General features: G+C 61.1%; 20 protein-coding genes. 6 read left to right on the forward strand and 14 right to left on the reverse strand.

What is annotated here, in order from left to right:
• Window positions 1-59 precede the first annotated feature (59 nt).
• From ACP7B7_RS21070 to ACP7B7_RS21110, 9 genes are all read right to left on the reverse strand, one after another.
• The gene (locus ACP7B7_RS21070) at window positions 60-1,454 is read right to left on the reverse strand and encodes a hypothetical protein (RefSeq protein ID WP_426077966.1); all 1,395 of its coding nucleotides are present in this window, start codon (window positions 1,452-1,454) and stop codon (window positions 60-62) included.
• A 1,283-nt stretch (window positions 1,455-2,737) separates the two neighbouring features.
• Window positions 2,738-3,103: a response regulator gene (locus ACP7B7_RS21075; protein WP_308922339.1), complete on the reverse strand. Its 366-nt coding sequence runs from the start codon at window positions 3,101-3,103 to the stop codon at window positions 2,738-2,740.
• Between the two features lie 20 nt (window positions 3,104-3,123).
• A complete protein-coding gene (locus ACP7B7_RS21080; protein ID WP_308922338.1) occupies window positions 3,124-3,618 on the reverse strand; it encodes a hypothetical protein in 495 nt (164 codons plus the stop codon).
• Between the two features lie 37 nt (window positions 3,619-3,655).
• Entirely contained in the window at window positions 3,656-4,369 is a 714-nt protein-coding gene (locus tag ACP7B7_RS21085) for a methyl-accepting chemotaxis protein (protein ID WP_308922337.1), read from the reverse strand.
• A 67-nt stretch (window positions 4,370-4,436) separates the two neighbouring features.
• Entirely contained in the window at window positions 4,437-6,845 is a 2,409-nt protein-coding gene (locus tag ACP7B7_RS21090) for a HAMP domain-containing protein (RefSeq protein WP_308922336.1), read from the reverse strand.
• 393 nt (window positions 6,846-7,238) lie between these two features.
• Window positions 7,239-7,379, reverse strand: a complete 141-nt coding sequence (locus ACP7B7_RS21095) for a hypothetical protein (protein WP_426077967.1) — start codon at window positions 7,377-7,379, stop codon at window positions 7,239-7,241.
• A gap of 182 nt (window positions 7,380-7,561) precedes the next feature.
• Complete coding sequence (locus tag ACP7B7_RS21100; RefSeq protein ID WP_308922335.1) at window positions 7,562-10,276, reverse strand: jacalin-like lectin; 2,715 nt, start codon at window positions 10,274-10,276, stop codon at window positions 7,562-7,564.
• 168 nt (window positions 10,277-10,444) lie between these two features.
• Window positions 10,445-12,388 carry a secretion protein gene (locus ACP7B7_RS21105; protein ID WP_426077968.1) on the reverse strand — a complete coding sequence of 648 codons (1,944 nt, stop codon included), beginning with the start codon at window positions 12,386-12,388 and terminating at the stop codon, window positions 10,445-10,447.
• A gap of 73 nt (window positions 12,389-12,461) precedes the next feature.
• Window positions 12,462-13,232, reverse strand: coding sequence for a PAS domain S-box protein (locus ACP7B7_RS21110; protein WP_426077969.1), 771 nt, complete (start codon window positions 13,230-13,232; stop codon window positions 12,462-12,464).
• Window positions 13,233-13,386: 154 nt separating this feature from the next.
• Between ACP7B7_RS21110 and ACP7B7_RS21115 the strand changes: the two genes are divergently transcribed.
• Complete coding sequence (locus ACP7B7_RS21115) at window positions 13,387-14,295, forward strand: ADP-ribosylglycohydrolase family protein (RefSeq protein ID WP_426077970.1); 909 nt, start codon at window positions 13,387-13,389, stop codon at window positions 14,293-14,295.
• Here ACP7B7_RS21115 and ACP7B7_RS21120 read toward each other — a convergent pair.
• Window positions 14,292-15,416: a metallophosphoesterase gene (locus ACP7B7_RS21120; RefSeq protein ID WP_426077971.1), complete on the reverse strand. Its 1,125-nt coding sequence runs from the start codon at window positions 15,414-15,416 to the stop codon at window positions 14,292-14,294. The two genes, ACP7B7_RS21115 and ACP7B7_RS21120, sit on opposite strands and share 4 nt — an antisense overlap.
• A 142-nt stretch (window positions 15,417-15,558) precedes the next feature.
• Here ACP7B7_RS21120 and ACP7B7_RS21125 point away from each other — a divergent pair, with 142 nt between their 5' ends.
• The gene (locus tag ACP7B7_RS21125; RefSeq protein ID WP_426077972.1) at window positions 15,559-16,299 is read left to right on the forward strand and encodes a hypothetical protein; all 741 of its coding nucleotides are present in this window, start codon (window positions 15,559-15,561) and stop codon (window positions 16,297-16,299) included.
• Between the two features lie 8 nt (window positions 16,300-16,307).
• Here ACP7B7_RS21125 and ACP7B7_RS21130 read toward each other — a convergent pair whose 3' ends face one another.
• On the reverse strand, window positions 16,308-16,703 hold the full coding sequence (locus ACP7B7_RS21130) for an ACT domain-containing protein (RefSeq protein ID WP_426077973.1): 396 nt from the start codon (window positions 16,701-16,703) through the stop codon (window positions 16,308-16,310).
• A gap of 8 nt (window positions 16,704-16,711) precedes the next feature.
• Window positions 16,712-17,323 (reverse strand): LysE/ArgO family amino acid transporter, encoded by a 612-nt coding sequence (locus tag ACP7B7_RS21135; RefSeq protein WP_426077974.1) that lies wholly within the window; start codon window positions 17,321-17,323, stop codon window positions 16,712-16,714.
• A gap of 101 nt (window positions 17,324-17,424) precedes the next feature.
• On the opposite strand from ACP7B7_RS21135, the gene ACP7B7_RS21140 reads away from it, so the two are divergent.
• From ACP7B7_RS21140 to ACP7B7_RS21150, 3 genes are all read left to right on the forward strand, one after another.
• Window positions 17,425-18,327, forward strand: a complete 903-nt coding sequence (locus ACP7B7_RS21140; protein WP_426077975.1) for a LysR family transcriptional regulator ArgP — start codon at window positions 17,425-17,427, stop codon at window positions 18,325-18,327.
• A 99-nt stretch (window positions 18,328-18,426) separates the two neighbouring features.
• Window positions 18,427-18,627: a DUF3079 domain-containing protein gene (locus tag ACP7B7_RS21145; protein WP_426077976.1), complete on the forward strand. Its 201-nt coding sequence runs from the start codon at window positions 18,427-18,429 to the stop codon at window positions 18,625-18,627.
• Between the two features lie 67 nt (window positions 18,628-18,694).
• Window positions 18,695-19,189: a prolyl-tRNA synthetase associated domain-containing protein gene (locus ACP7B7_RS21150; protein WP_426077977.1), complete on the forward strand. Its 495-nt coding sequence runs from the start codon at window positions 18,695-18,697 to the stop codon at window positions 19,187-19,189.
• Between the two features lie 11 nt (window positions 19,190-19,200).
• Here ACP7B7_RS21150 and ACP7B7_RS21155 read toward each other — a convergent pair whose 3' ends face one another.
• Window positions 19,201-20,427, reverse strand: coding sequence for an MFS transporter (locus ACP7B7_RS21155; protein WP_426077978.1), 1,227 nt, complete (start codon window positions 20,425-20,427; stop codon window positions 19,201-19,203).
• A 151-nt stretch (window positions 20,428-20,578) separates the two neighbouring features.
• On the opposite strand from ACP7B7_RS21155, the gene ACP7B7_RS21160 reads away from it, so the two are divergent.
• Window positions 20,579-21,193, forward strand: a complete 615-nt coding sequence (locus tag ACP7B7_RS21160) for a TetR/AcrR family transcriptional regulator (protein ID WP_426077979.1) — start codon at window positions 20,579-20,581, stop codon at window positions 21,191-21,193.
• Here ACP7B7_RS21160 and ACP7B7_RS21165 read toward each other — a convergent pair whose 3' ends face one another.
• The gene (locus ACP7B7_RS21165; RefSeq protein ID WP_426077980.1) at window positions 21,194-21,670 is read right to left on the reverse strand and encodes a GNAT family N-acetyltransferase; all 477 of its coding nucleotides are present in this window, start codon (window positions 21,668-21,670) and stop codon (window positions 21,194-21,196) included.
• Window positions 21,671-21,673: the final 3 nt, after the last annotated feature.

The raw sequence follows: 21,673 nt of genomic DNA on the forward strand, positions 1-21,673 counted from the left end.
GTCATCGTAAAATCCATCGCCCCAGGGCAGATTAGAACTCCAATTGTTGGAGGCGACAACTATTTTGACAGAGGGGGGAACCGCCAAGCTATTTTTGGAGACTGAATGATGTCTTGTATTATCGTTCCCAATGCATCAACTGCTTGTTTTGAAATATATAAATGATCTAATTCATCTTTTTCTTTGTTTTTTTCTAGAAAATCATTTTTTTTGATATTTAAGCCATCCTCAGTCCAATTTGATGAAATGCTTATGATCTGATAAAGCAAGTAGTAGAACGGAGTCGGAAATTCGTGATTTTCGTCATCGGGTTCAATGTCACGCATCGCTGAAATGATTTTGCTTCCGAAATGAGTGAAATAGAAGAGCCACAAGTGGTCTTGTTTGAATTGATGGATTCCCTCATGAATCATAATTTCGAAGAGCTTGATGCCCGCGTGAACTTGGCAATGATTTTTCCCTACATCACAGTAGTACCCAAGTGCCTGATTGTATTTCTCTGCCATTCGCTGATCTTCATCGATTCGTCGACATACAGGCTCACCGATTGCTTGGTATAACCCAAGTTTATCAGCAACCGAAACATCCTTAAAAAAGAAAAACAGAATTCGGTTGGTTTTTGGCAGTAATAAGCGGTGGCGTCCGTTTAAATTTTGATTATTTTTTAGTTCCACATAAATTTTACTGTTTTGATCGGCTAAAAGAGCATCCATGAATAGATTTAAAAATTCATCTCGGACTATTTCAGGATGCTCAAGAAATTTAAGGCAGAAATGGGGATGGGAAACCGCAAGATATGAAACCAGTGGCGGAGAATTGATGATACTTTGGAGTATTTCTTTTGCGATCGTACTTGTCTGATCTCGCTCGGAAAGAAATGAATTAATCCAATTTAGAGATAATTTATAATAATGCCTTATTTTATTATCTTTCTTTGGTGGTTCGCCACGAAGTAGAGACGAGATGTCAAAAACTGGAACCGGCGTGAGTTTGGTTGCTAATCGAGAAAGAGGGTGCGAGTAATTGGTAAGAGTTAATAATTTTGATAATTGTGGTTCAATTAGCAAAAAAAGTTCATCGAATCGCTTTGTTAGCAGAAGATTTTCAGCCAAATCCCTAAAAATACTAATGTTCTGTTTGGCTATTTTTGGCGCTCGCGTTCGAATTAAAAGATAAATGCCAAGGCTCAAGAGCGTCAAGTAGATTGCACTGTTGTTGTCTAAGCCCCACTTCCAAGGTCCAAAGCTGTAATACAGCCCTAACGTGCTCAGGGCTTCAGCAAATGCGATGTAGTGCACTATTAGAAAGATTGAAAATATGGCAAATAAGTCTGGCCCTGTCATGCTTAAGCGAAAACGGAGGCGTGTGTTAGCAGGGACAACAGCCCAAACGGCTGCACTAATAGCTAATGTTGTTAGCAGAATGCTGGTGTCTATGGAAGTTTCTGTTGTCACGAAAAATTGCCCCTTGAGTTTTGTTTTTTGAAACGTTAGCTGAACACTAAAGCAGCTCTGAAAGCGAAGACCATACAACATTTTCGTTGAAAATTCTTCAATTTACTTTTTTTGTTAGAAAGTGTACGGATCATGAGAAATACTGTATTGGAAAGTTTCCCAAAAGGCGTGGCTTTTCAATTGATGGGGGCTGTCATGCGCTGTCATTCTTGCTACGGTCCTGCATAGCCGCGCAGGAGGAATGTGAGTTTTTTCTACTGAGGTTTGTGTGTAGGTATTTATGTGGGTACGAATGTTGCTTGTGGTGTAAGAGCCGCATAAAGCCTAGATATTCGCATTACACCGCTTCCGCTAGGAAACACAAAATCAGCAGCCGCTTTGGGCGGCTTTTTTGTTTCTTGGCGGAAGCGAGCAGGGCGCCTGCGCGCCCTATGTGTGAGATTCGAAGACCTTGCGCCTGCAGGCGCAAGCCACCTCGAATCCTCATTCTGCTGCCGCTGCGCGGCAGCCCCGCGCGCCGCAGGCGCGCGTTCGTGGTTCTAATCAGGTTTCGACTGAGCTTGCTTCTACGGCGCCCTTCGCATCAGTTCGTATCTGAGTGGTGGATAGGCCTTGTTCCAGCAGCGCATACGGTGTATGAGTGCAATCCGGTGGGTACGTGCTACGCTGAAAATGGTATCTGCGTGCGATGGGGGTTAAACAGGTGCCAGCGCCGCAGGTTGAAGCTGCTGGCTGGCCCATGACGGCGGACCCTGCGGCTGCAAGTCGATACCGTGATCATCGAGCCAGACAGTGGCGTCATCGCGCTGGTTTGGCGCGCACGCTGGTCGAGCATCCGCAAGTGAACTTGGTGCTGACGCAGGCATCGCGGCACGAAGCCGCTATCCGTGCCGCCATCGCTGCCGGCAACGATATATATTCCGAATGGCCGTTGACCACCAGCACCAGCATCCCGCCGGAGCCGCCCGAGCCGGCTGGCATGCCATACATCATCCGTAGGGTGCCATCGCCGCCTGGCGCCCGGTTACCGCTAACTCATCGACCTGCTGACGCGGGGGAGGTCGGTGAGCCGCACTGGGCGCGCGCATGCATGTCAGCGTTGAACCGTTTGGTGCGCGCCGCATGGCCTACCTCGCCTACACAGTACCAGCGGAAAACTTCCCCGACGTTTGTGTTTCGTGGCCTGCGCTGCGACATGATCAAACCGCTGTGGTGGACCGGGGACGGCCTGTACCCCGTCACTGAACACCATTCTGACCGGATACAGGACAGCGCCTGCCTTGTCAGGCCACCAATTTCTTGAAGGTGGCCAGCACCGCTTCGCCCTTGAACGGCTTGACGATCCAGCCCTTGATGCCGGCCGCCTTGCCGCGTTCCTTCATGATCGGCGAGTTTTCCGTGGTCAGCATGATGATGCTGACGCTGGTGTTGCCCAGTTCGCCGCGGATCTTTTCCACCATGGTGAGGCCGTCCATGACTGGCATGTTCACGTCCGACACCACCAGCTTGATGCCGCGGTCGCTTTTCAGCTTGGCCAGGCCGTCGGCGCCGTCCACGGCCAGCAGTACTTCCAGGCCGTTCTTTTTCAGAAAATCGCCGACTTCGTTGCGTACGGTGCTTGAATCGTCCACTACCAGAATTTGTGCCATGTGAGTTCCTGATTGATAAGTTAAAACAGCTCCAGCTCGCCCGTTTCTTCGGGCTGCTGGTCGGGGTCGACAGTGAAATCCATTGCTTCATAGGCGAATACACACAGGCTGGCGTGAACCGCTCCGCCGGCCGCCATGCTGACCCGAAAATGCTGCAAATAGTTGTAGGGCAGCGACTGCAGGTGCAAGGCGCTTTGCTTGAATAAAATGTTCGGCGTGGACATTCCGAGGTGCGGAAAGAACTTCCCCAGATCGCGGTTCAGAATGCCGCAACACAGGTTGGCTGATTCGCCGATCGCATCCTCGGAGGCATGTTCCGGCGTGAAATAAATCATCACCATCATCTTGACCAGATAGGACGAGATGGTCAGCGCCACCACGTGGGTTTCCGGGAAGTGCAGCGCGGTATCGACCACGCCGACCTCGATTGCGGCATTGTCGGCCGTGCCGATACCGCTCAACAGGGCGCGCGACAGCAGATGGTCGAGCGCAGCTTGTGCTGGTTCGCTAATCATGGGTAGTCCACACAGTGAATGGCGCAGGCGGGCCGCATCAGGCGGCCAGCGCGAGACGCGACTGTTTATTGATCTGGTCAAGGCCGACCACCGCGCCGACGATCATCTTGCCGCCAGCTTGCAAGTCCTGGAAGGTGGCGGTGGTGATCAGGTCGTTCTGGTACAGGCTGCTGCGATAGCTCTTCGACAGTTTGTCGGAGCGCTGCGCCAGTTCGCGCACTTCCGCGGCGACCACGGCGAAACCACGCCCGTGCGGGCCGGCGCGCGCCGCTTCGATGGACGCGTTGATGGCGACGATGACGATCTGGTTGACGATCACGGCGAATTCGTCGTTCTTGCTATGCATGTCGCGGTTGTGCCTGATCAGGACGGCCATGTCATGGTGCCAGCGCTCGAAGGTGCGTACCAGGCCCATCAGCCTGGTGATGGTGTCCTCGGAACGGCTGCAACTGCCGAGCGCCTCGGCCTTGTCCTGCGCCATGCGTTGCTGCAATTCGGCGATCTGTTGTTCGGTGATGTGTCGCAACTCCTGCAATTGCTCATCGCCAGTGCGGCTGGCCTGCTGGAGCAGGTCGGCTTGCAGGTCCTCTTGCCGTTGCTGCGCCGCGACGAGCGCTTGCAATTCGGTCTGCAGTGCGTTCAGCTCCTCCCGGTCGACCATGCCGGCCAGCTGGCGCCGCAAGCGCCGTATCATCCAGGCGCACGGCAGCGCGCAGAAAACAGCACCGAAAATAAAAAAAACGATAGGCATGACGTCCGTTTCAATCGAGATGGAATCAACGGCCGGCGCGTGGCGCCGGCCAACCAGGGTGGTGCAATCAGGCGACCTGCGGCTGGCTGTCCAGCGCCGGCAGGTCGTCGGCCACGCTGTCCTGCGGTGCGGTCCAGGGCGTGTCGATACCGTCGACTTCCACCGCCATAGTGTCCGGAAAGCTGACAAGCACCTGGAAGGCGCGGAAATCGGCGCCCTCGGCGGCATCGGTGAAGACCACGGCGACGCTGCCGGCGGCGGCCGTGACGTAGTCGCGCACCGCATCCATGCCGACGCCGCGGCCGGACACGTCCGATACCTGCTGGCGGGTCGAGAAGCCGGGCCGCAAGATCAGTTGCGCGGCAGCCTCGTCGCTGATGGCCGATGCCGGGTCGATCAGGCCGCGCGCGATGGCGACGTCGCGAATGCGCGCCAGCGCCAGGCCGGCGCCGTCGTCGGACAGGGCAAACTGCAGCATGCCGTTGAGCACGCTCATCTCCAGGCGTATGGTGCCGGCTTCCGCCTTGCCTTTGGCCAGGCGCACGTCCGGCGTTTCCAGGCCATGGTCCATGGCGTTGCGGATCAGATGCATGAACACATTCTTGAGCATGGGCGCGGCCTGGCTATGCACCACGTAACCGTTGTCATGCAGCGCGACGTGCGGCATCGGCTTGCCCAAATCCTTCGCCAACGCAGGCAGGGAAGCCGTGATGCTGTCGAGCGTGGTGGCGATTGTTTCAGTACCGAGCAAGCGTAGCGTCTTGCGCACGCTGTTGCGCGCCGCCACCAGCTCGTGGATGTTGGCGGTGTTCACCGACTCCAGGCGGGACAGGCTATCCTGGATGTGCTTGCGGTCGATGGTCAACTGGTGTTCGGCTTGCTCAAGCTGTGGCCCGGCCTGGCGCCCCAGCGTCACGTCGTTGATACGGCGGTAGCGTTCCAGCACGCTCTCCGCCGCCAGCAACTGGGCCAGCAGCGCGGCCTGGTCCCATTCGACGCCGCGCTCGGAATGGCGCAGGTCGTCGTAATGCTCTTCGACGCCGTGCACGCTGTTGGCCAGGTGCAGCAAGCCATAGGTGCGCGCATTGCCTTTGATGGTATGCATGTTACGGAACAGCTTGCCGATGGCGAAGGTCGTCATGGTCGGGTTGTGGCGGATCACCGTCTCGTTTTCCTTGAGCAGCATGGTGGCATCGACCAGGAAGGCACGGAACTTGTCGCTGGCCACGGCCAGGATCTCGCCAATGATCTCCAGCTCGCGCTTTTGCTCGTTGGCTTCGGCCGCCAGCGCGCGCAATTCGGTCACGTCGCGCACGCACAGCATCAGGCGCAAAATGGTGTCGGCGCCGTCGGTAATGGGGGACCAGCTCAGGTCGAGGATTTTGGTGCTGCCGTCGGCCATGGTCTTGTTGATTTCACCAACCATCAGATGCTCGTTGAAGGTGAAATTCATCACGTCCTCGCCGATGCAGGCGCTACCCACGGCGACCGTCTGCGACAAGGCGTCGGCGCCCAGGTCGGTCCCCGAAAACACCAGCTCCATCACGTCGCGCCCGGCGATGTCGCGGGTCTCGAACACGGTTTCCAGGAAAGCCGAATACTCGTGGTGCACCCGGTTGCCTTCGGTGATGGTGAGGATGCCCTGCGGGATATTTTGCAGCATGGTCTGCATGTCGGCGGTCTTTTGCTGCAACTGGCCGGAGGCCCGCTGGATGGTGGCGATCATGCCGTTGAAGGCAACGATCGACTGGCCGATTTCGTCGTTACGTCCGATCGGGACGTTGCGGCTGAAATCCTGGCTGGAAGCGATCTCGCTCATGGTGGTCTGCATGCGGCTGATGGGCACCACGATCTGGCGATACAGCAAATAGCCGATGCCTGTCAGGAAGGCGCTGGCCAGCAGCGTGACGATCAAGATGATGCGGGTGGTGGTCGCCAGATTGGCGTTGAGCACCGTGATTGCCGTGTCCTTGCTGCGGTTTTTTTCGATGCGCAGCGTCTCGACGATTTGTGACAGTTCCTCCTGGTACTGCAGGGCGTTGCCGAAAAAAGTCGCCTGGGCGATGTCGTTCTTGCCAGCGAGCTTGTATTTCACTGTCTCGTCGATGGCGGAAACGTAATTATCCAGGCTCTCGGTGGCCTGGGTGACCAGGCCGCGCTGGGCGGCAGAATCGACACGCTTCATCTGGAAGGCGAGTGCCTGCTGCAGCGCGGTCTGGGCCACTTTCAACTTGTCGTTGTCCTGCTGGGCAATGGCGAGGTCCTGCTCGTACACCATGGTCAAGGCCGACAATTGCAATTGTTTGAGCTGGGCCATCAAATCGGACGACGCCAGCACCGTCGGCATCACGCCCTCGGTAACCAGGCGCACCTCGACGGCGCCTTTGCGCGATTGATAGACGGCGTAACCGCCAATCAATGAGATGGAGAAAAAGGTGAGGATGACAAATAAGGTGATGCGTAGACGGATGGTCATGTGTTTTCCAAAGCGAATCATTTTCGGGGATACGCTGGTCATATACGAGGAACGGGTTCAGCGCAGACGTTGCAAAGCGAAAGTATTGCTCTTCAGCATGACAAGATCATGACTTCGGGAAACATTTGGCTTTATCCGCTTGGGCGCTTGGGGGGATCACCTTGGTAGCGTTGCGGCCAAGCCGAGGATATCGCCGATGCCATCGTGTCTGCGAGACGTGATCGACAGCGTGCCGGCGCGCGCGCTTGGCACCATCGCGGCAGTCGCTGCTCGGTTACCGCCAGGATTTTTACCGCAAAGCAATCGGGGGTGTCAGCCGATGAGCGTGAAGCGCGCAGCCTGGCGTGCTCAGTCGATTGCGCAGGCCTTTTATGATGAGCGCTTCATCCCGACTTAGAAGCCCAGTCGTGACCTGAGTTTCACCAGCACCTGTTTCGATACCGGCATGACGGTGCGGAAAGTCGGGATCAGATACCGTCGTTCGTACACGATCTCAGCCTTGGCCGTCTCCAAGGCCGGTGTCCGATCCAGCATTTATATGTGATCTCAGCCTTTGCCGGTCACTGCGCAGCCAAGGCGTGTCGGAATGGCGGCCCCGTCCCTCGCTTCACGATGATTGGATGAGGTGGGTTGGCGGATAAGCGCGCTCAATTGCACCGCGCCAGAATCGATGGCGGGCGCCGGCTTGCCGCGCCCGCCGCTTTCGTCACACCGCTTCAGCGCGGCCCGGTCGACGAAAAAATCAGCTTGTCGATCTGCTTGCCCGCCCGTCCCGACACGCAACCGAGCATTTGCCCCGGCGACGCCTGGTAGCTGCCGGCGCCACCGCCGCCGCCAGTACCGTACGGGCCAAAGCGGCGGCCCTTGTTGCTGATGAAGGTCAGGGAGTCGACCACGTTGCCGCCACGATATTCCACACGGGTGATGTATTCGTCGCCCGGCAGGATGACCTCGCTGCGCCAGCCTTTGTCATGGTTGCCCTGCATGGTGGCCCAGCCATTCGCACCGTACTGGAACTGCACGGCGCCGACCTGGTCGCCCCATTTCAGGCGGAAGCCGGTGACGTGCTGACCGTTGCAGGTATTGCCATCACTCCAGGCGCCGCCGCCGTCGCCGCCCACAAGTTGCGAACCGTAGATGGGCCCTGCCACGCTGGAAGACGGGCCTGGATCGCGGCCTTCGCCTTCGCCCGAGTTGAGCCAGTGGTCGAGCGCGTCCGGATAGTTGTCCTTGCCGAAGGCGCTTTGCAGGTCGGGGTAACGCTGCAGGTAACTGGACACGGCAACCTGCGCGCTGCCTTGGCGGCCTTCTTCGATGCCCTCGTCGAGCCAGTGTTGCAGCACGCAGTCCAGGTCGGCGGCGCCGCAGCGCTGCTGCACGTCGAGATAGCGGGCCCGATAAAAGGTGGCGGAAAATTCCGGCGAGCCCTGGCGGCCTTCCTTGTAACCATGGTCTTTCCAGTGCGTGGGCAGGTCCACGCCGGCTTTGACGACATCAGGATTGTTGTCGTAATAGAAGTCCCAGTCGAACACGGAGGCAGCGAAGTGCGGATCCGGGCCCTTCTTGTGTTTCTTTTTCTTGCCGATGCCCTTGAAGGCGTTGCCGGCATCATTGAACGCATGCGTGGCGCCGTTCGACACGGTGCTGGCGGTTTTGCGGGCGGTGTTCTTGGTCTGGTCGTACGCCTGCTTGGCGACTTTTTCGGCTTGCTTGGCGGTATCGTCGATCTGTTTCAGGGCCGCCATCGCGTTCTTGGCGCCAAACCCTTCCAGCGACTTGTATTCGTTGGCCACCTTGTTGAGCGCCTTTTCCAGTTCCTTGCCGATGCAGTTCTCCAGTTTCGACGGATCGACGCTGACGCCGCCCTGGCCGTTCAGGATGTCGGCGATGTCCAGGCTCGGCGTGATCGATACCTTGGTCTTGATCTCGAAGGGATTGACGCAACTGGCTGAAAACTCCACCGACATGGTGTCGCCGGACAAGCCCAGCGCCAGTTTTTGGCCGGCCAGGTTGCCGATGACGCTCACTTCCTGGCGCTTGTCGCTGACGTCGGCGATGGCCTTCATCTTGATTTTGGTGTTGCCTAGCGGCCCCAGTTTGAGAGACAGATCCGCCTGCGCCGTGCCCTGGAAGCCTGCCTTGCCCACCGACACTTCCATGCGGCCCATGGTCTGGCCGAGGACACGCACCTCGCCGGCGCTGTACATGCGCGGTCCGCCATCGGCGAGTGGGCCCAGCACCAGCAGATTGAACGGCTTGTCGTCTTGCGGGAAGGGGCGGGTAGGGTCGCCGAACCGGTACGGACCGGGCGGGTTGGGGTTTTTCAGCTGGAACACGGACAAGGCTTTCGACATCGATTTGAGTGGCTGCGCATAGGCCTTGATGTTGCTGACGTAGCCGCCGCCGAATCTGTCGAGCGCGGTGGTGGTGGCCGATTTGGCGATGGCCGCCTGCGGCAGGATCATGTCGATGGCGATCCAGGCGTTGTCGAGCAGGCTCAGTGTCTGCGGCGTGGCCATGCGGAAAGAAAAATCGACAAGGTCCATGGCGCCTTCGGGCGTCAACGGCGTCTGGAATTGCAGCAGGAGGTCCTTGGACGTGTTTTCGAAGCGGGCGTTGCCCTTGTAGCCGAACACCAGTTCGTTATCGATGAAGTAGGTGGCGTCGGTCAACACCAGTGCCGGCGCCAGCATCTGGATTTTCATCCCCGGCGCGGTCTGCAATTCGACAAAGGCACCCGGGTGCAGGGCGTCGGCGCCGGCCTTTTTCATGGTGTCGCCATCGTGCAGGGCGCTGGCAAGACCGGCGCCGGTGCCGGCGCCGCCGGCCAGGTCGGTCGGAATCGGCATCACCACGCCGGCGCGCAGGGTCAGCTGGTTGGCCGGCACACCGAGCGCGGCCAGGCTGGTCATCAGCGCGCCGCCGATGTTGGCCCGCGCGGCCAGTTGCACGCCGGCCGTAAAGCTCAGGCTTTGCACATTGAAATAGCTGTCGCGCACGATCTGCTGCAAGTCGGCCGGCATCTTGGCGATGTCCAGATCGTAGTCGGTGGTGGAGATCGAAATGATGGGGTCTTTCACCGCCGTCTGGCCAAATACTTTCTGGACATTCGGTTTGAGCAGGGTCGGCAGCGCCATGGTTTTATTCAACACCAGCAGGAAAGTCTGTTGCTGGGTGCCGCTGGTGAAAAAGTACAGCTGCAAGGGGCCGGACTTGGTGGCATAACAGCCGCTCAGGCCGCTGCCGCACGCGGTTTTTTTCAGGGTGCCGACCAGTTGGTTGACTTCATCCTTCATGCCGGCGATCGGCAGGCCGCCCAGCATTTTTTTCAGGGTGGGAGAAATTTGCGGCCCGTTGTCGGCGCTGGCAAGCGGAACAAGGATCACGACATTCAGAACGGCAAAGGCCGCCATCGATAACAGTTTTTTCATGGATAACATTCGGGTTCTTGGCAGAAAGTGACTGTGAGCAACTAGTATAGGTAGCCGTCACGATGTTGTTGCTGAGCAAATCTGAGCTTGCTACGACTGTTGCAACACAGCACAGCAATGAAAAACGCCAGCGCTCCGGCTGGCGTATCGGGCCATCGGACTGCTGTCTCAGTAGTACAAAAATTCCAGCGCCTGGCGCAGGCGCTCGCCGGTGCTGTCCATGCGTTCCCAGCGTTCGATGACGACATCGCCCTGGCGAAATTCGCGGAACATGAGGTTGCCGTTCAATTGGCTGAGCACGCTGTCGGTGTTGGCCGGCGTGTCGCCCTTGAAACCGAATTTTTCGCGCAGGGCCTTGACGGCAGGGTCGAGCCCGGCAGCCTGCTCGACGCCGTTTCTCGCCGTGTAGGCTGGCGTGCGCGGCGTAATCAGCATCAATACCGAGCGCTGCAAGTCGTTGCTCTGCTTTTTGGAAAACAGGTATTGCACGCCAGGCAGGTCCTGCAGCACCGGCACGCCGTCGCGCGTTTGCGTGGAGGATTTTTCGGTCAGGCCCGACAGCACCAGGGTGTCGCCCAGCGTCATGACGACGTTGGCGTTCGCGGTAATTTCGCCGGACTCGATCTGGTACGCCACTTTCGGGTTGTCGATCGAGGCGGTCAGCGAGGTGCGCTGCGCCTCGACTTTCAGTTGCACCTTGTCGTTGGCCAGAAACACGGGCGTGACGGCCAGCTTGATGCCGAAGCGTTTTTCCAGCGGCACGATGGTGGTGCCGCCCTGGGTGCTGGCCGACACAATGCCTGCGCTCAAATTTGTGCCGGAAAAAAACTCCGACGGCATCCCTTCGATGGCCGCCAGGGTCGGCCGCGCCAGCACTTCGTTGATGGCGTTGCTGGCGTTGGCGATATTGAGCGAATACGACAGCGCCGGCACCGTCACCGCGCGCGTGATCGTGGTGGTGGTGCTGCCGGGCGCGCCGCCCGTCGCCACCGACGAAATGGCGCGCGAAAACGCCGCCAGGTTGCCGGCGCTCGAACCCAGCTGCAAGGTCAGGGCGCTGAGCAGATTCACCCCTTTCGAGGTGCTGACCTGGTCCTGCATGGATACCAGCACGACGTCGACCAACACCATGCGCGGACCGGTGGCGTCGGCGGCGATGGCGGGCGGCGGGGCAAGCGGGAAGGCCGGCGCGTCGTCTGGAGCGGTCGCTGCGGCTGGCGCGGCAGCCGCCACCGGCGCCGACGCGACCGGCCGCGGTGGCGGCACTTTCGGCATCGTGAACGCCTGGGTCGGCACGATGGCGGCCCTGGCGCTGGCCGCGCCCAGATTGGCGTGCTGCACCACGGCGCCGCCGGACAGCGCCGGCTGCTTGTCGTAAAACGATTTCCATTGGGCGACGCGGCGGTCGAGCCGGTCGGCCTCGGCCGGCGCGGCGGCCAGTTTGCCGCGCACGTTCTGCGCCTTGTCGAAGGCGCCACACGAGGCGTACACCGCCACCGCCGAGCGCAGCATGGCGGGGTTCGGCGGCGCGGCGCCGGCGCTCAGCTGATCGGCCATCAGGCAGGCCGTGACGGCGTCGCCGGTCAGGTAGGACGCCGTCATCAGGCCATTGATCGCCACCTGGCTGTCCGGCGTCATCATCAGCACTTCCGTCAATTGCGCCTTGGCGTCGGCGTAGCGGCCGTGATCGAGAAAGGCGAGTCCGAGAAACTCGCGGGCGATCCAGTTGGCCGGATCGATGCGCAGCGCTTGCTGGTAGCCCTCTATGGCCATCTCGTTCTTTTGTGTATCACCCTGTTTGGCCTGCAGGTGATATACAAAGGCGTTCAGAAAGTGCAGTTGCGAATTGCCGGGCGCCAGTTGCAGCGCTTCATTGATGGCGCGACTGGCCTGCGGCAGCTCGCCGCGCTGGATGAATTTCACGGCGGCAGTGGCCTTGGCCAGGGTTTCGGTTTCCGGCTGGCCGCTCGGCAGCAGCATGAACTTGCCGACCATCGCCGTGAACGATGGTTCGGCCGGCGCGGCCCACGCCGCTGCCGACAGGCTCAGGGCGGCGGCCAGCGCGAGCGCGGAGCGGTGAAAGCGGGGGGCGGCAAGCCTGGCGAGTGTCATGGCGAAAGGAAGTGGCTGTAAAGCAAGCAGTATAGGAAGTCGCCGCCATGCCGTTCCTGAGCGATTCTGAGAATCAGCGCTGAACTGTTGCTTTCTGGTAAAACTGGAAGCCGACCGCGCGCAAGGTGTTGACCGGCAGCGGAAGAGTGCAGGCCTGCGCCACCTTGCGGCGCAGCCGGCGGATCTGCGTGTCGAGGCGGCGCTGGTCGTAGGTGAAGTATTCTTCGCCCAGGGTTTCAATGATGGTGCGGCGCGTGACCACGCCGCTGTCGCGCATCATCGCCTGCAGCACGGCGTGATCCTGCACCGACAGCGCGATGCTGACGCCATCGGGCGCCAGCAGGGTACGCGGCGAAGCCGACAGGCGCCAGCTGGGCGTCGGCTCGGGCAGCAATTGCGGCGCCACCAGGGCGTTGTCGTCCAGCTCGCGCCGGGTGATGTCGCGCGCCACGCCGACCCGCATCTGGTATTGCTCCGACCAGGCGGCCGACCAGCTGATCGACACCACGCTGCCATCCTTGCGCACGTAGCGGTTCTCGAAATAGCTTTGCTGGTAGCCGCCCATGACACGCTGGATCGATTCCAGCGTGCGTTGCAGGTCGTCCGGATGGACCAGGTCCATCATGTTCTTGCCGACCATTTCTGCCGGCGTGTAGCCAAAGATCCGTTCGCAGGCGCCGCTGACCTTGACGCAATTGGCATTGACGTCGACGAAGCAGATGGCGTCCATCAGCAGGTCCTGGTAATCGATCGCCGCGATGTGTGCCGGGCGTTCCTTGTCGTGTTGTTCCAAACCGTTGCGCTCCGTGTGCCGGCCGCTGACAGCGGCGGTGGCCATGATCATAAAGTAATTTGCGACAACTTTGTTGCGCAAATCATCTCTCGCATGGGGTTGACGATGCTGTTGCCTTGCGCATAGCATCGGCCAGCAAGCGTGCTCTGCCAATTGCCCTGGCCTCTTATAATCGGCGCTTCCTACCGCTGAGAAACGTCCCGCCATGCCTGAAATGACCTTGAACTCCCGCTACCTCGCCACCCTCCTGGGCCTGGCCACCGGCGACGCCCTAGGCACCACCGTCGAATTCTCCCCCCGCGGCAGTTTTCCACCAGTCACCACCATGACCGGCGCCGGCCCTTTCAATCTGAAGCCCGGCCAGTGGACCGACGACACGTCCATGGCCCTGTGCCTGGCCGAAAGCCTGATCACCAAAAACGCCTTCAACCCGGCCGACCAGATGGCGCGCTACCTGAACTGGTGGCAATGGGGTTACCTGAGTTCGACCGGTACCTGCTTCGACATCGGCATGACGGTGCGCACCGCGCTCGACAAATTCGCCGACACGGGCAACCCGTACAGCGGCGACACCTCGCCGGACACGGCCGGCAACGGCTCGCTGATGCGCCTGGCGCCAGTGGTGCTGTTTGCCTATCCCGATGTGGAAGACGCGATCCGTCTGGCCGCCGACAGTTCCCGCACCACCCATGGCGCACCGGAAGCGGTGGAAAGCTGCCAGCTGTTTGCGGCCCTGCTGTGCAGCGCGCTGGCGGGCACCAGCAAGCAAGACCTGCTGGCCAGCATCAGCTACCAGCCAAGCGAGCCAAAGTTAAAGGAACTGGTCACCGGCAATTTTATCGCCAAGGAAGAAGCACAGATCCGTGGCACCGGCTACTGCGTCGACTCGCTGGAAGCATCGCTGTGGTGCTTCTTTAATACGGACAGTTTTGAAGCCGCCGTGCTGCGCGCCGCCAATCTTGGGGACGATGCCGATACCACCGCCGCGATCACCGGCCAGATCGCCGGCGCGTATTACGGCGTGGCAGCGATCCCGCCAGCCTGGCTGGCGCCGTTGGCCATGCGCGACGAGATCGAAGAGATGGCGATCAAGCTGCTGCAGCGGCCGCGCTAGTTGGATTTGCGCAGCGTAATGCGCGTCAGCTCGGACGGGCGCCCGAGGCGCAACGCTAGCCCGGGCCACAGCGCCGTGCCGTTATTGACGTAGAGCTGCATGCCGTCCACCTCGTACAGCCCGGACACGAAGCCGCCGTTGGCCAGCGCGAACAAGCGGTCCAGGCCGGCGATCAGGCCGCCGTGGGTATGGCCGGACAGTTGCAGGTCGGCGCCTAGGGCGGCGGCGTGGCGTGCGTTTCTCGGTTGATGATCCAGCAATACGACCGCCGTGTTCGTTGGCGCGCCCTTGAGCGCCTGCGCCACGTCGGGCGCGGGCAGGCCGGTGTTGGGGGCGGTGACATCGGTCACGCCGGCCAGCACCAGTTGCGCGCCGCCGCGTTCGATGACGGCGTGGCTGTTGTCGAGGGCGGTCATGCCCAGGCCGGCGAAATACTGCATCCAGGCATCGTGGCCGAAGAAATATTCGTGATTGCCGGGAATCACATACACGCCATCCCTGGCATGCAGGCCGCGCAGCGGCGCCACGTCCGCCGCGCGGTCGCGGATCGCGCCATCGATCATGTCGCCCGTGACGACGATCAGGTCGGCGTCCAGCGCGTTGCTGTTTGCGACCACCGCTCGGGTCCAGGGCGCATCGAACAGGCGGCTGATATGCATGTCGGTCAGTTGCACGATGCGGTAGCCGTCGAACTGCGGTGGCAGTTTGGCGATATGGATCTCGACATCCTTCAGCGGTGGCACGCGGATGGCCTGGTGCACGCCGATGGCGGCCAGCGCCATGGCGGCAGCCGCCAGGCCGTAGCGCAGCCTGGGCGCAATGGCCAGGCGGCGCCAGCGCACCAGGCTGGCGACGAGCATCACCAGGTCGAGCGCCAGCTGGAGCAGGGCCAGCAGCAGTATGGCGCTGAAGGCCCAGTTGAAAGCGATGACTATTTCTCTTGGGAACTCAGGTGAAAACACGCTGCCGGACGACAGGCGGCTGTACAGATGGTATTGCGAGGCGAGCAGCAGGACAAGGGCAGCGGCCAATCTGGCACGCAGGGTCCATGGCAGCGGCCACAGGAAACGCGCGATGACGAACAAACAGGGCAGGGCGAACATCAGGTGAAATCGGATCATGGAGGTGGATCTTCGTGTTGACGAAGGGCCATTTAACCACGATTGCCGCCATCAAGTGGCGCACTGGCCCTGGCGGCTGCCCGTTGCCTCATATAATAAAATCGTCAGCTTGCCTGACTAAAACATCCTCATATGCCCGCCCATGAAATCGATTTTATTTTGCACCAGTTATATCAAGGATGAACAGGCATGGCAGGAGCGTTATCAGCGCTGGCTGGATTACTACCAGGATGGTCCGATCAAGGCGGCCAAGAAGATCATGATTGACGACGGCTCGCCGCATTTGCCGCCGCCCGAGATCATCAAGACCGTGACCAATACGGCGCCGCTGTCGCTGTTCAATGACGACAAGGTGATCGTTCGCTTTGACAATAACCTGGGGCGGCAAAGCGTGTCGGCTTATCCGGGCTGGTGGCGCAGCTTCCTGCATTCGCTAACCCTGGCCAGGGAGCTGGGCGCCGACAAGATCATTCATGTCGAATCGGACGCGTATATCTTGAGCCCGCGCCTGGCCGATTTCATCAACGGCATCGAGTCCGGCTGGCATGTGATGTGGACCGAACGCTACCAGTTTCCGGAAACGGCGATCCAGGTCATTTGCAGCGATCAGTTCGATGTTTTCGAGCAATTCAAGGCGCGCCAGCCTGATTTGAATGATGGCGACCTGGCGGAAAATCTGTTGCCATTTACCTCGGTCGACCGCCGGTTCAAGGGTGAGCGCTATAGCGAAATGCGCAAGCACAGCGGCTTTTCGCGCCCGAAGAAATTCGACTGCGTTCCGCTGTTCCAGCAGCCAGTCTTCCGCGAGCCGATTCCGTTTGACGCCGATTTTGTCACGCAGGCCGTGATTTCCCAGCATATTGAATTCCGCAGGAACGGTTGATCAAGTAGTCAGGTGATCAAGACGTGGCCGGCGTCGTTCAGCAGCTGGGTGGCGGCCGGCAGGTCCTGCGTCTTGAGCAGCAGATGGTCGCCATCGTAAGTGGAGACCACGAACACGCCCAGGCCGCCCAGCGACAGCGGCCGCACCACCGACAACACGATGCCGGTGGCGCCGAAGGCAAACGGCCCCACGAAGCGCCAGCAGCTCCATCCCGTTTCCGATACCGTTCCCGGCGGTACGCGCGCCGCTGCGCAGACGATCGACAATTCATGCTGTGACCGGCTGATGCTGACAAAACCGTCGCCATCGGCCCAGGCCGGGATGGGTGACCTGGCGTCGAGGCGGCTGACGGCATACTCGCCCGCAGCCTGTTCCAGGGTGATGCTGTGCAGTTCGGTGTTCATTGTTTTCCTTAATGGATGAAAAGCGAGGCGGCGATTGCCCACATGGTGACGGCGATCAGGCCGTCGAGCACGCGCCAGGCCCGCGGATTGGCAAACACGGGCGCCAGCAGACGCGCGCCCATCGCCAGTGCGCTGAACCACAGCAGGGAGGCGGTCATGGCGCCGGCCGAGAACCAGGCGCGGCCGTGTTCGGGCTGTTGCGCGCCGATGGCGCCCAGCAGCACCACGGTATCGAGCCAGGCATGGGGATTGAGCAGGCTGAGCGCAATCGCCGCGCGCAGGGCCGGGCCAGCTTCATTGACGGCGCTGCTGGCCGCCTGCAGTGCCTGATCCTGGCCGCGCCAGGCGGACCAGGCAGCGCGGCGCCCGTATTCGAGCAGGAACAGCGCGCCGCCGATGCGGATCGCGCCCAGCAGCCATGGCGTGGAGGCAACCAGGCGGCCGACGCTGCCGGCGCCCAGGCCGATCAGCAGGATGTCGCCCACGATGCAGGCGGCGGCGCACAGCAGCACGTGCCGGCGTTGTATTCCCTGCCGCAATAAAAACGCGTTCTGCGCGCCGATGGCGATGATGAGTCCGCCACCCATGGCCATGCCCTTGAAAAAACTGCTGCTCAACATTGCTGTTCCCCTGCAAAAGGATGCCAGCATAGAAGATGACGGTAGATTAGTATAATGAATGTTATTCGTGATTGATTCGAAAAATTCATGTGGTGGTGTTGATGAGCGTGCTGGATTACCGGGGCCTGGCGGCCCTCGATGCGGTGGTGGAGCAAGGCAGTTTCGAGCGCGCCGCGGTCGCCTTGTCGATTACGCAGTCGGCCGTGTCGCACCGGCTGCGCGCGCTGGAAGAGGCGACCGGCGAGTTGCTGGTGATCCGCAGCCAGCCGCCGCAAGCGACCGCGCGCGGCCACCGCCTGATCGCCCATTACCGGCAGGTGCTGCTGCTGGAAGCGGGCTTGGACGCGGAGGCGCCCGAGCCGGCCGCCCTGCCGCAGCTGGCCATCGCCTCGAATGCCGACAGCGCCGCCACCTGGCTGCTGGAAGCGCTGGCGTCCGTGCTGGAAGAACCCGCTTGCCGCGTGGAATTGCTGCTCGACGACCAGGACCAGACCTTGCGCCTGCTGCGTGAAGGCAGGGTGGTCGGCTGCATCGCCAGCGCGCCGGACGCCGTGGCCGGCACCTCGGTGGTGGCGCTGGGCATCATGTCGTACCGCTGCGTGGCCACGCCGGCGTTTGCGCGGCGCTGGTTTCCGGAAGGATTGAACCCGCAGTCGGCCGCCAGGGCGCCGGCCGTGATCTACAACCGCAGCGACACCCTGCACGCGCGCTACCTGGCGCAGATGGGGCTGGACGAGAATGTGCCGCACAACTACTTTCCCAGTTCGGAAGGCTTCGTGGCCTTTATCCAGGCCGGTCTCGGCTACGGCATGGCGCCCCTGATCCAGGTGCGCGAGGAACTCGCTGACGGACGGCTGGTCGATCTGGCGCCGGGCACGCAGGTGGACGTGGCTCTGTACTGGCACCGCTGGAATATCCAGACGCCGCTGACCAGGACGCTCAATGACGCTATCGTGGCGACGGCCGCCAGGTGGCTGGAGCCGCATCAGGCCGGCATAGTTTGATATCCTTGACCTGACTCAAGGCGAGCAAGAGACGCCGTTTGACCCTGCGCCACGGCAGGCCTACAGTGATTGCTGTTGCCTACAGCCCGGTGCCCCATCATGGCCAAGCCCTTTCCCGTCAACCCGAAGAACCCCGAACGCATCTGCTGGGGTTGCGATAAATATTGCTCACCGGACGCCATGGCCTGCGGCAATGGCTCGGAGCGTACCCAGCATCCGATTGAACTTTTCGGCGAGGGCTGGAATGAATGGGGCCTGAGCGCGCCGGAGCAGCAGGACAAGGCCAAGAAAACGCCGTAGGCACAGGCAGTTCAGGAAGTTCCGGGCGGCCGTTACAATACATCGCCTGAACTTTCTTTCGCTACCCATGCAAACCACGCTATTGCACTGGCTGGACTCAGCCGGCCACGATTACCACTTTGCCGAACACCCTGCGGTGCACACCATCGATGAAGCGCTGTCGTGCGCGCCGGCTTTGCCAGGCCTGATGTGCAAGAACATCTTTGTGCGTGATGCCAAAGGCAAGCGGCATGTGCTGGTGATCGTGCCCTGCGATAAACGCATCGACCTGCTGGCGCTGGGACTGTTGCTGCAGACAAGCAGGCTCGGTTTTGCTTCACCTGATCGATTGCTGCGGTACTTGGGTGTGACGCCGGGTTCCGTCAGCGTGCTGGCCCTGATGCAGGACACCGGGCATGCGGTGGAGCTGGTGCTGGACCAGGCCGTATGGGATGCGCCGCAAGTGCAGGCTCATCCCTTGCGTAATACGGCCACGGTGGCGATACCGCATGCCACTTTAGTGGCTTTTCTTGCGCATACGGGCCATGTGCCGCGTGTGGTCAAGGTGCCCGCACTATCCTGATTGGACGTTGGTCAATGCCCCGCCACCGGGCTGCTGCCATTGCGGCGACCCGGCCTGAAGCCGTGCGTGCGCGCCGACCAGGTGATCGCCATGGCCAGTATCAGCAAAATGACCATGGCCCAGGGAAAGGCGCCGGCGCCCCAGGTTTCCAGCAAGGTGCCGCCAACCACGCCGGCAGCCGCAATCGCGCCATTCCAGGCCACCACATTCATCGATAGCGCCACGTCGGCGCCGCTGCCGGCCGTGTCAGCCAGGGCCGTTTGCAGCAGGGTGGCCGCGCCGCCAAAGCTCAGGCCCCAGACGGCCATGCCGAGGTAGATAACGGCGGGCAACTGCGACCCCAGGCCCAGCAGTACAGCCGTGACAGCGAACGCGGCCAGGCTGGCCAGCACGGTGGCACGCAAATGGCGCTCGACCAGCTTGCCCGTGATCCAGATGCCGGCAATCGCCGCCGCGCCAAACACCAGCAGCACCAGGTCGACCCTGGCAGCCAGGCCCGCTGGCGCAACAAACGGGGCGATATAGGTGTAGAGAATATTGTGCGCCAGCATCCAGGTGATCACCACGGCCAGTACAGGGCGCACGCCCGGCGTGGTGAAGACCCGGCGCAGCGGCATGCGTTCATGCGCCGACTGGCCCGGATAGTCGGGCACTTTCGCCAGCACCCAGGCGATCAGCACCAAGGTCAGTGCGGAAATAATCCAGAACGCCATGCGCCAGCCGACCGTCGAGCCGAGCAGGGTGCCCAGCGGTACCCCCAGCGACAGGGCGACCGGCGTGCCGACCATGGCCAATGCCAGCGCGCGGCCCTGCTGCCGTTCCGCCACCATGCGCCGCGCATAGCCGGCCAGCAAGCTCCACGCCAGGCCTGCCGCGACGCCGGCCAGGAAACGCGCCACCAGGGTCAGCCCATAATGGGAAGACAGGGCCGTGACCGAATTGAAGACAAGAAAGCCGATTATGGTCAGCAGCAGTACCTTGCGGCGCCGCCAGCCGCGCGTGGCGATGGTCAGTGGAATCGCCGCCAGCAGGGAACCCAGGGCATAGGCGGTGACCATTTGCCCGGCCATGGCCTGGCTGATGGCGAGGCCGGCGCTGATCTGCGGCAACAAGCCGGCGGGCAAGGTTTCGGTGACGATGCAGATAAAGCCCGTCATGGCCAGGGCCAGCAGGCCGGAGACGGGCAGGCGGTCGTCCAGCACGGGGCTGGCGGCGGCAGTTACGGCAGGGGAGTTCATGTGGATCCTTGATCAGGTTGGGCGCAGCGGTGCAAACACGCCGATGGCGATACATATATATCGATCGGTATAAATATAGGCGAATGCAGCTTGCGTTGTCAACGACTTCTGTATCGAGTAGTATTTATGTAGTTGAAATCAGGAGGATCAGATGGCACAAATGGGAAGGCCGCGCACGTTTGACCGGCAGGCAGCGGTCGAGCAAGCCATGTTTTTATTCTGGCAGCAGGGGTATGAATCGACTTCCTTGAGCCAGCTCAAGGCGGCCCTCGGCGGCGGCATTTCAGCGCCCAGCTTTTATGCGGCTTTCGGCTCCAAGGAAGCGCTGTTCCGCGAAGCATCGCAATGCTACCTGGACACGTATGCGCGCGTGACGCACTGCCTGTGGGATGATGCCCTGGCGCCGCGCGACGCGGTCGAGTTGGCCCTGCGCCAGTCGGCGCGGACGCAGTCCGACGCGGGGCATCCGCCCGGCTGCATGGTGGCGCTGGGCTGCATGAGCGCGCCGACGGCGGAACATGCGTCCGTGGCCGCGCCATTGACCGCCTCGCGCGCGCGCACCCGCGCCGGCTTCGTGCGCTGCGTCGAGCGTGGCGTGGCGCAAGGGCAGTTGCCTGCCGATACCGACGCCAGCGCACTGGGCGCCGTCTTCGACGGTTTTTTGTCGGGCGTCTCCATCATGGCGCGCGATGGCGTCGGCCATGGGGTGTTTGACGCGGCCATCAGCCAGCTGATGCGGGTGTGGGATGCGCAGCGATCCGGCTGATTACGGCTTGAAGAAAAATTCCAGTACTTCATCGCCATGCGCATCCGTCTCGCCGGTCGAGGTCCAGCCCAGGTGGCGGTAAAAGCCGTACGAGCGTGAAGCGGGATCGCTGGAGCAGCCGAGAAACAGCCGCTGATGTCCATGCGCGCGCAAGTCGGCCATGACCAGTTCCAGCAAGGTCTTGCCGGCACCCATGCCTTCCACTTCCGGCAGCAAGGCCAGCACGATGATTTCGCCCGTGTCCAGATCACCAAAACAATAGCCGGCCAGCACGCCATTCGCGTGGCAGGCATGGCCAGGCAGCTTGCCGGAACGCATCAGCTCGGCCCAGGACTCTGCCGTAATGCCGAACTCGGCCAGGCGTTCGGCTGACACGGCGTTTTGCCGGGTCTGGCCGCGCACGGTGATAAAGGCGGCGGCGTCTTGCGCCAGGGCCGCTTGAAAGACCAGGGTGGGGAATGGTGTCGGTGTCGTCATGGG

This window comes from Janthinobacterium sp. PSPC3-1 (assembly GCF_049896105.1).
In the GTDB taxonomy this organism is placed as follows: Bacteria; Pseudomonadota; Gammaproteobacteria; order Burkholderiales; family Burkholderiaceae_D; genus Janthinobacterium.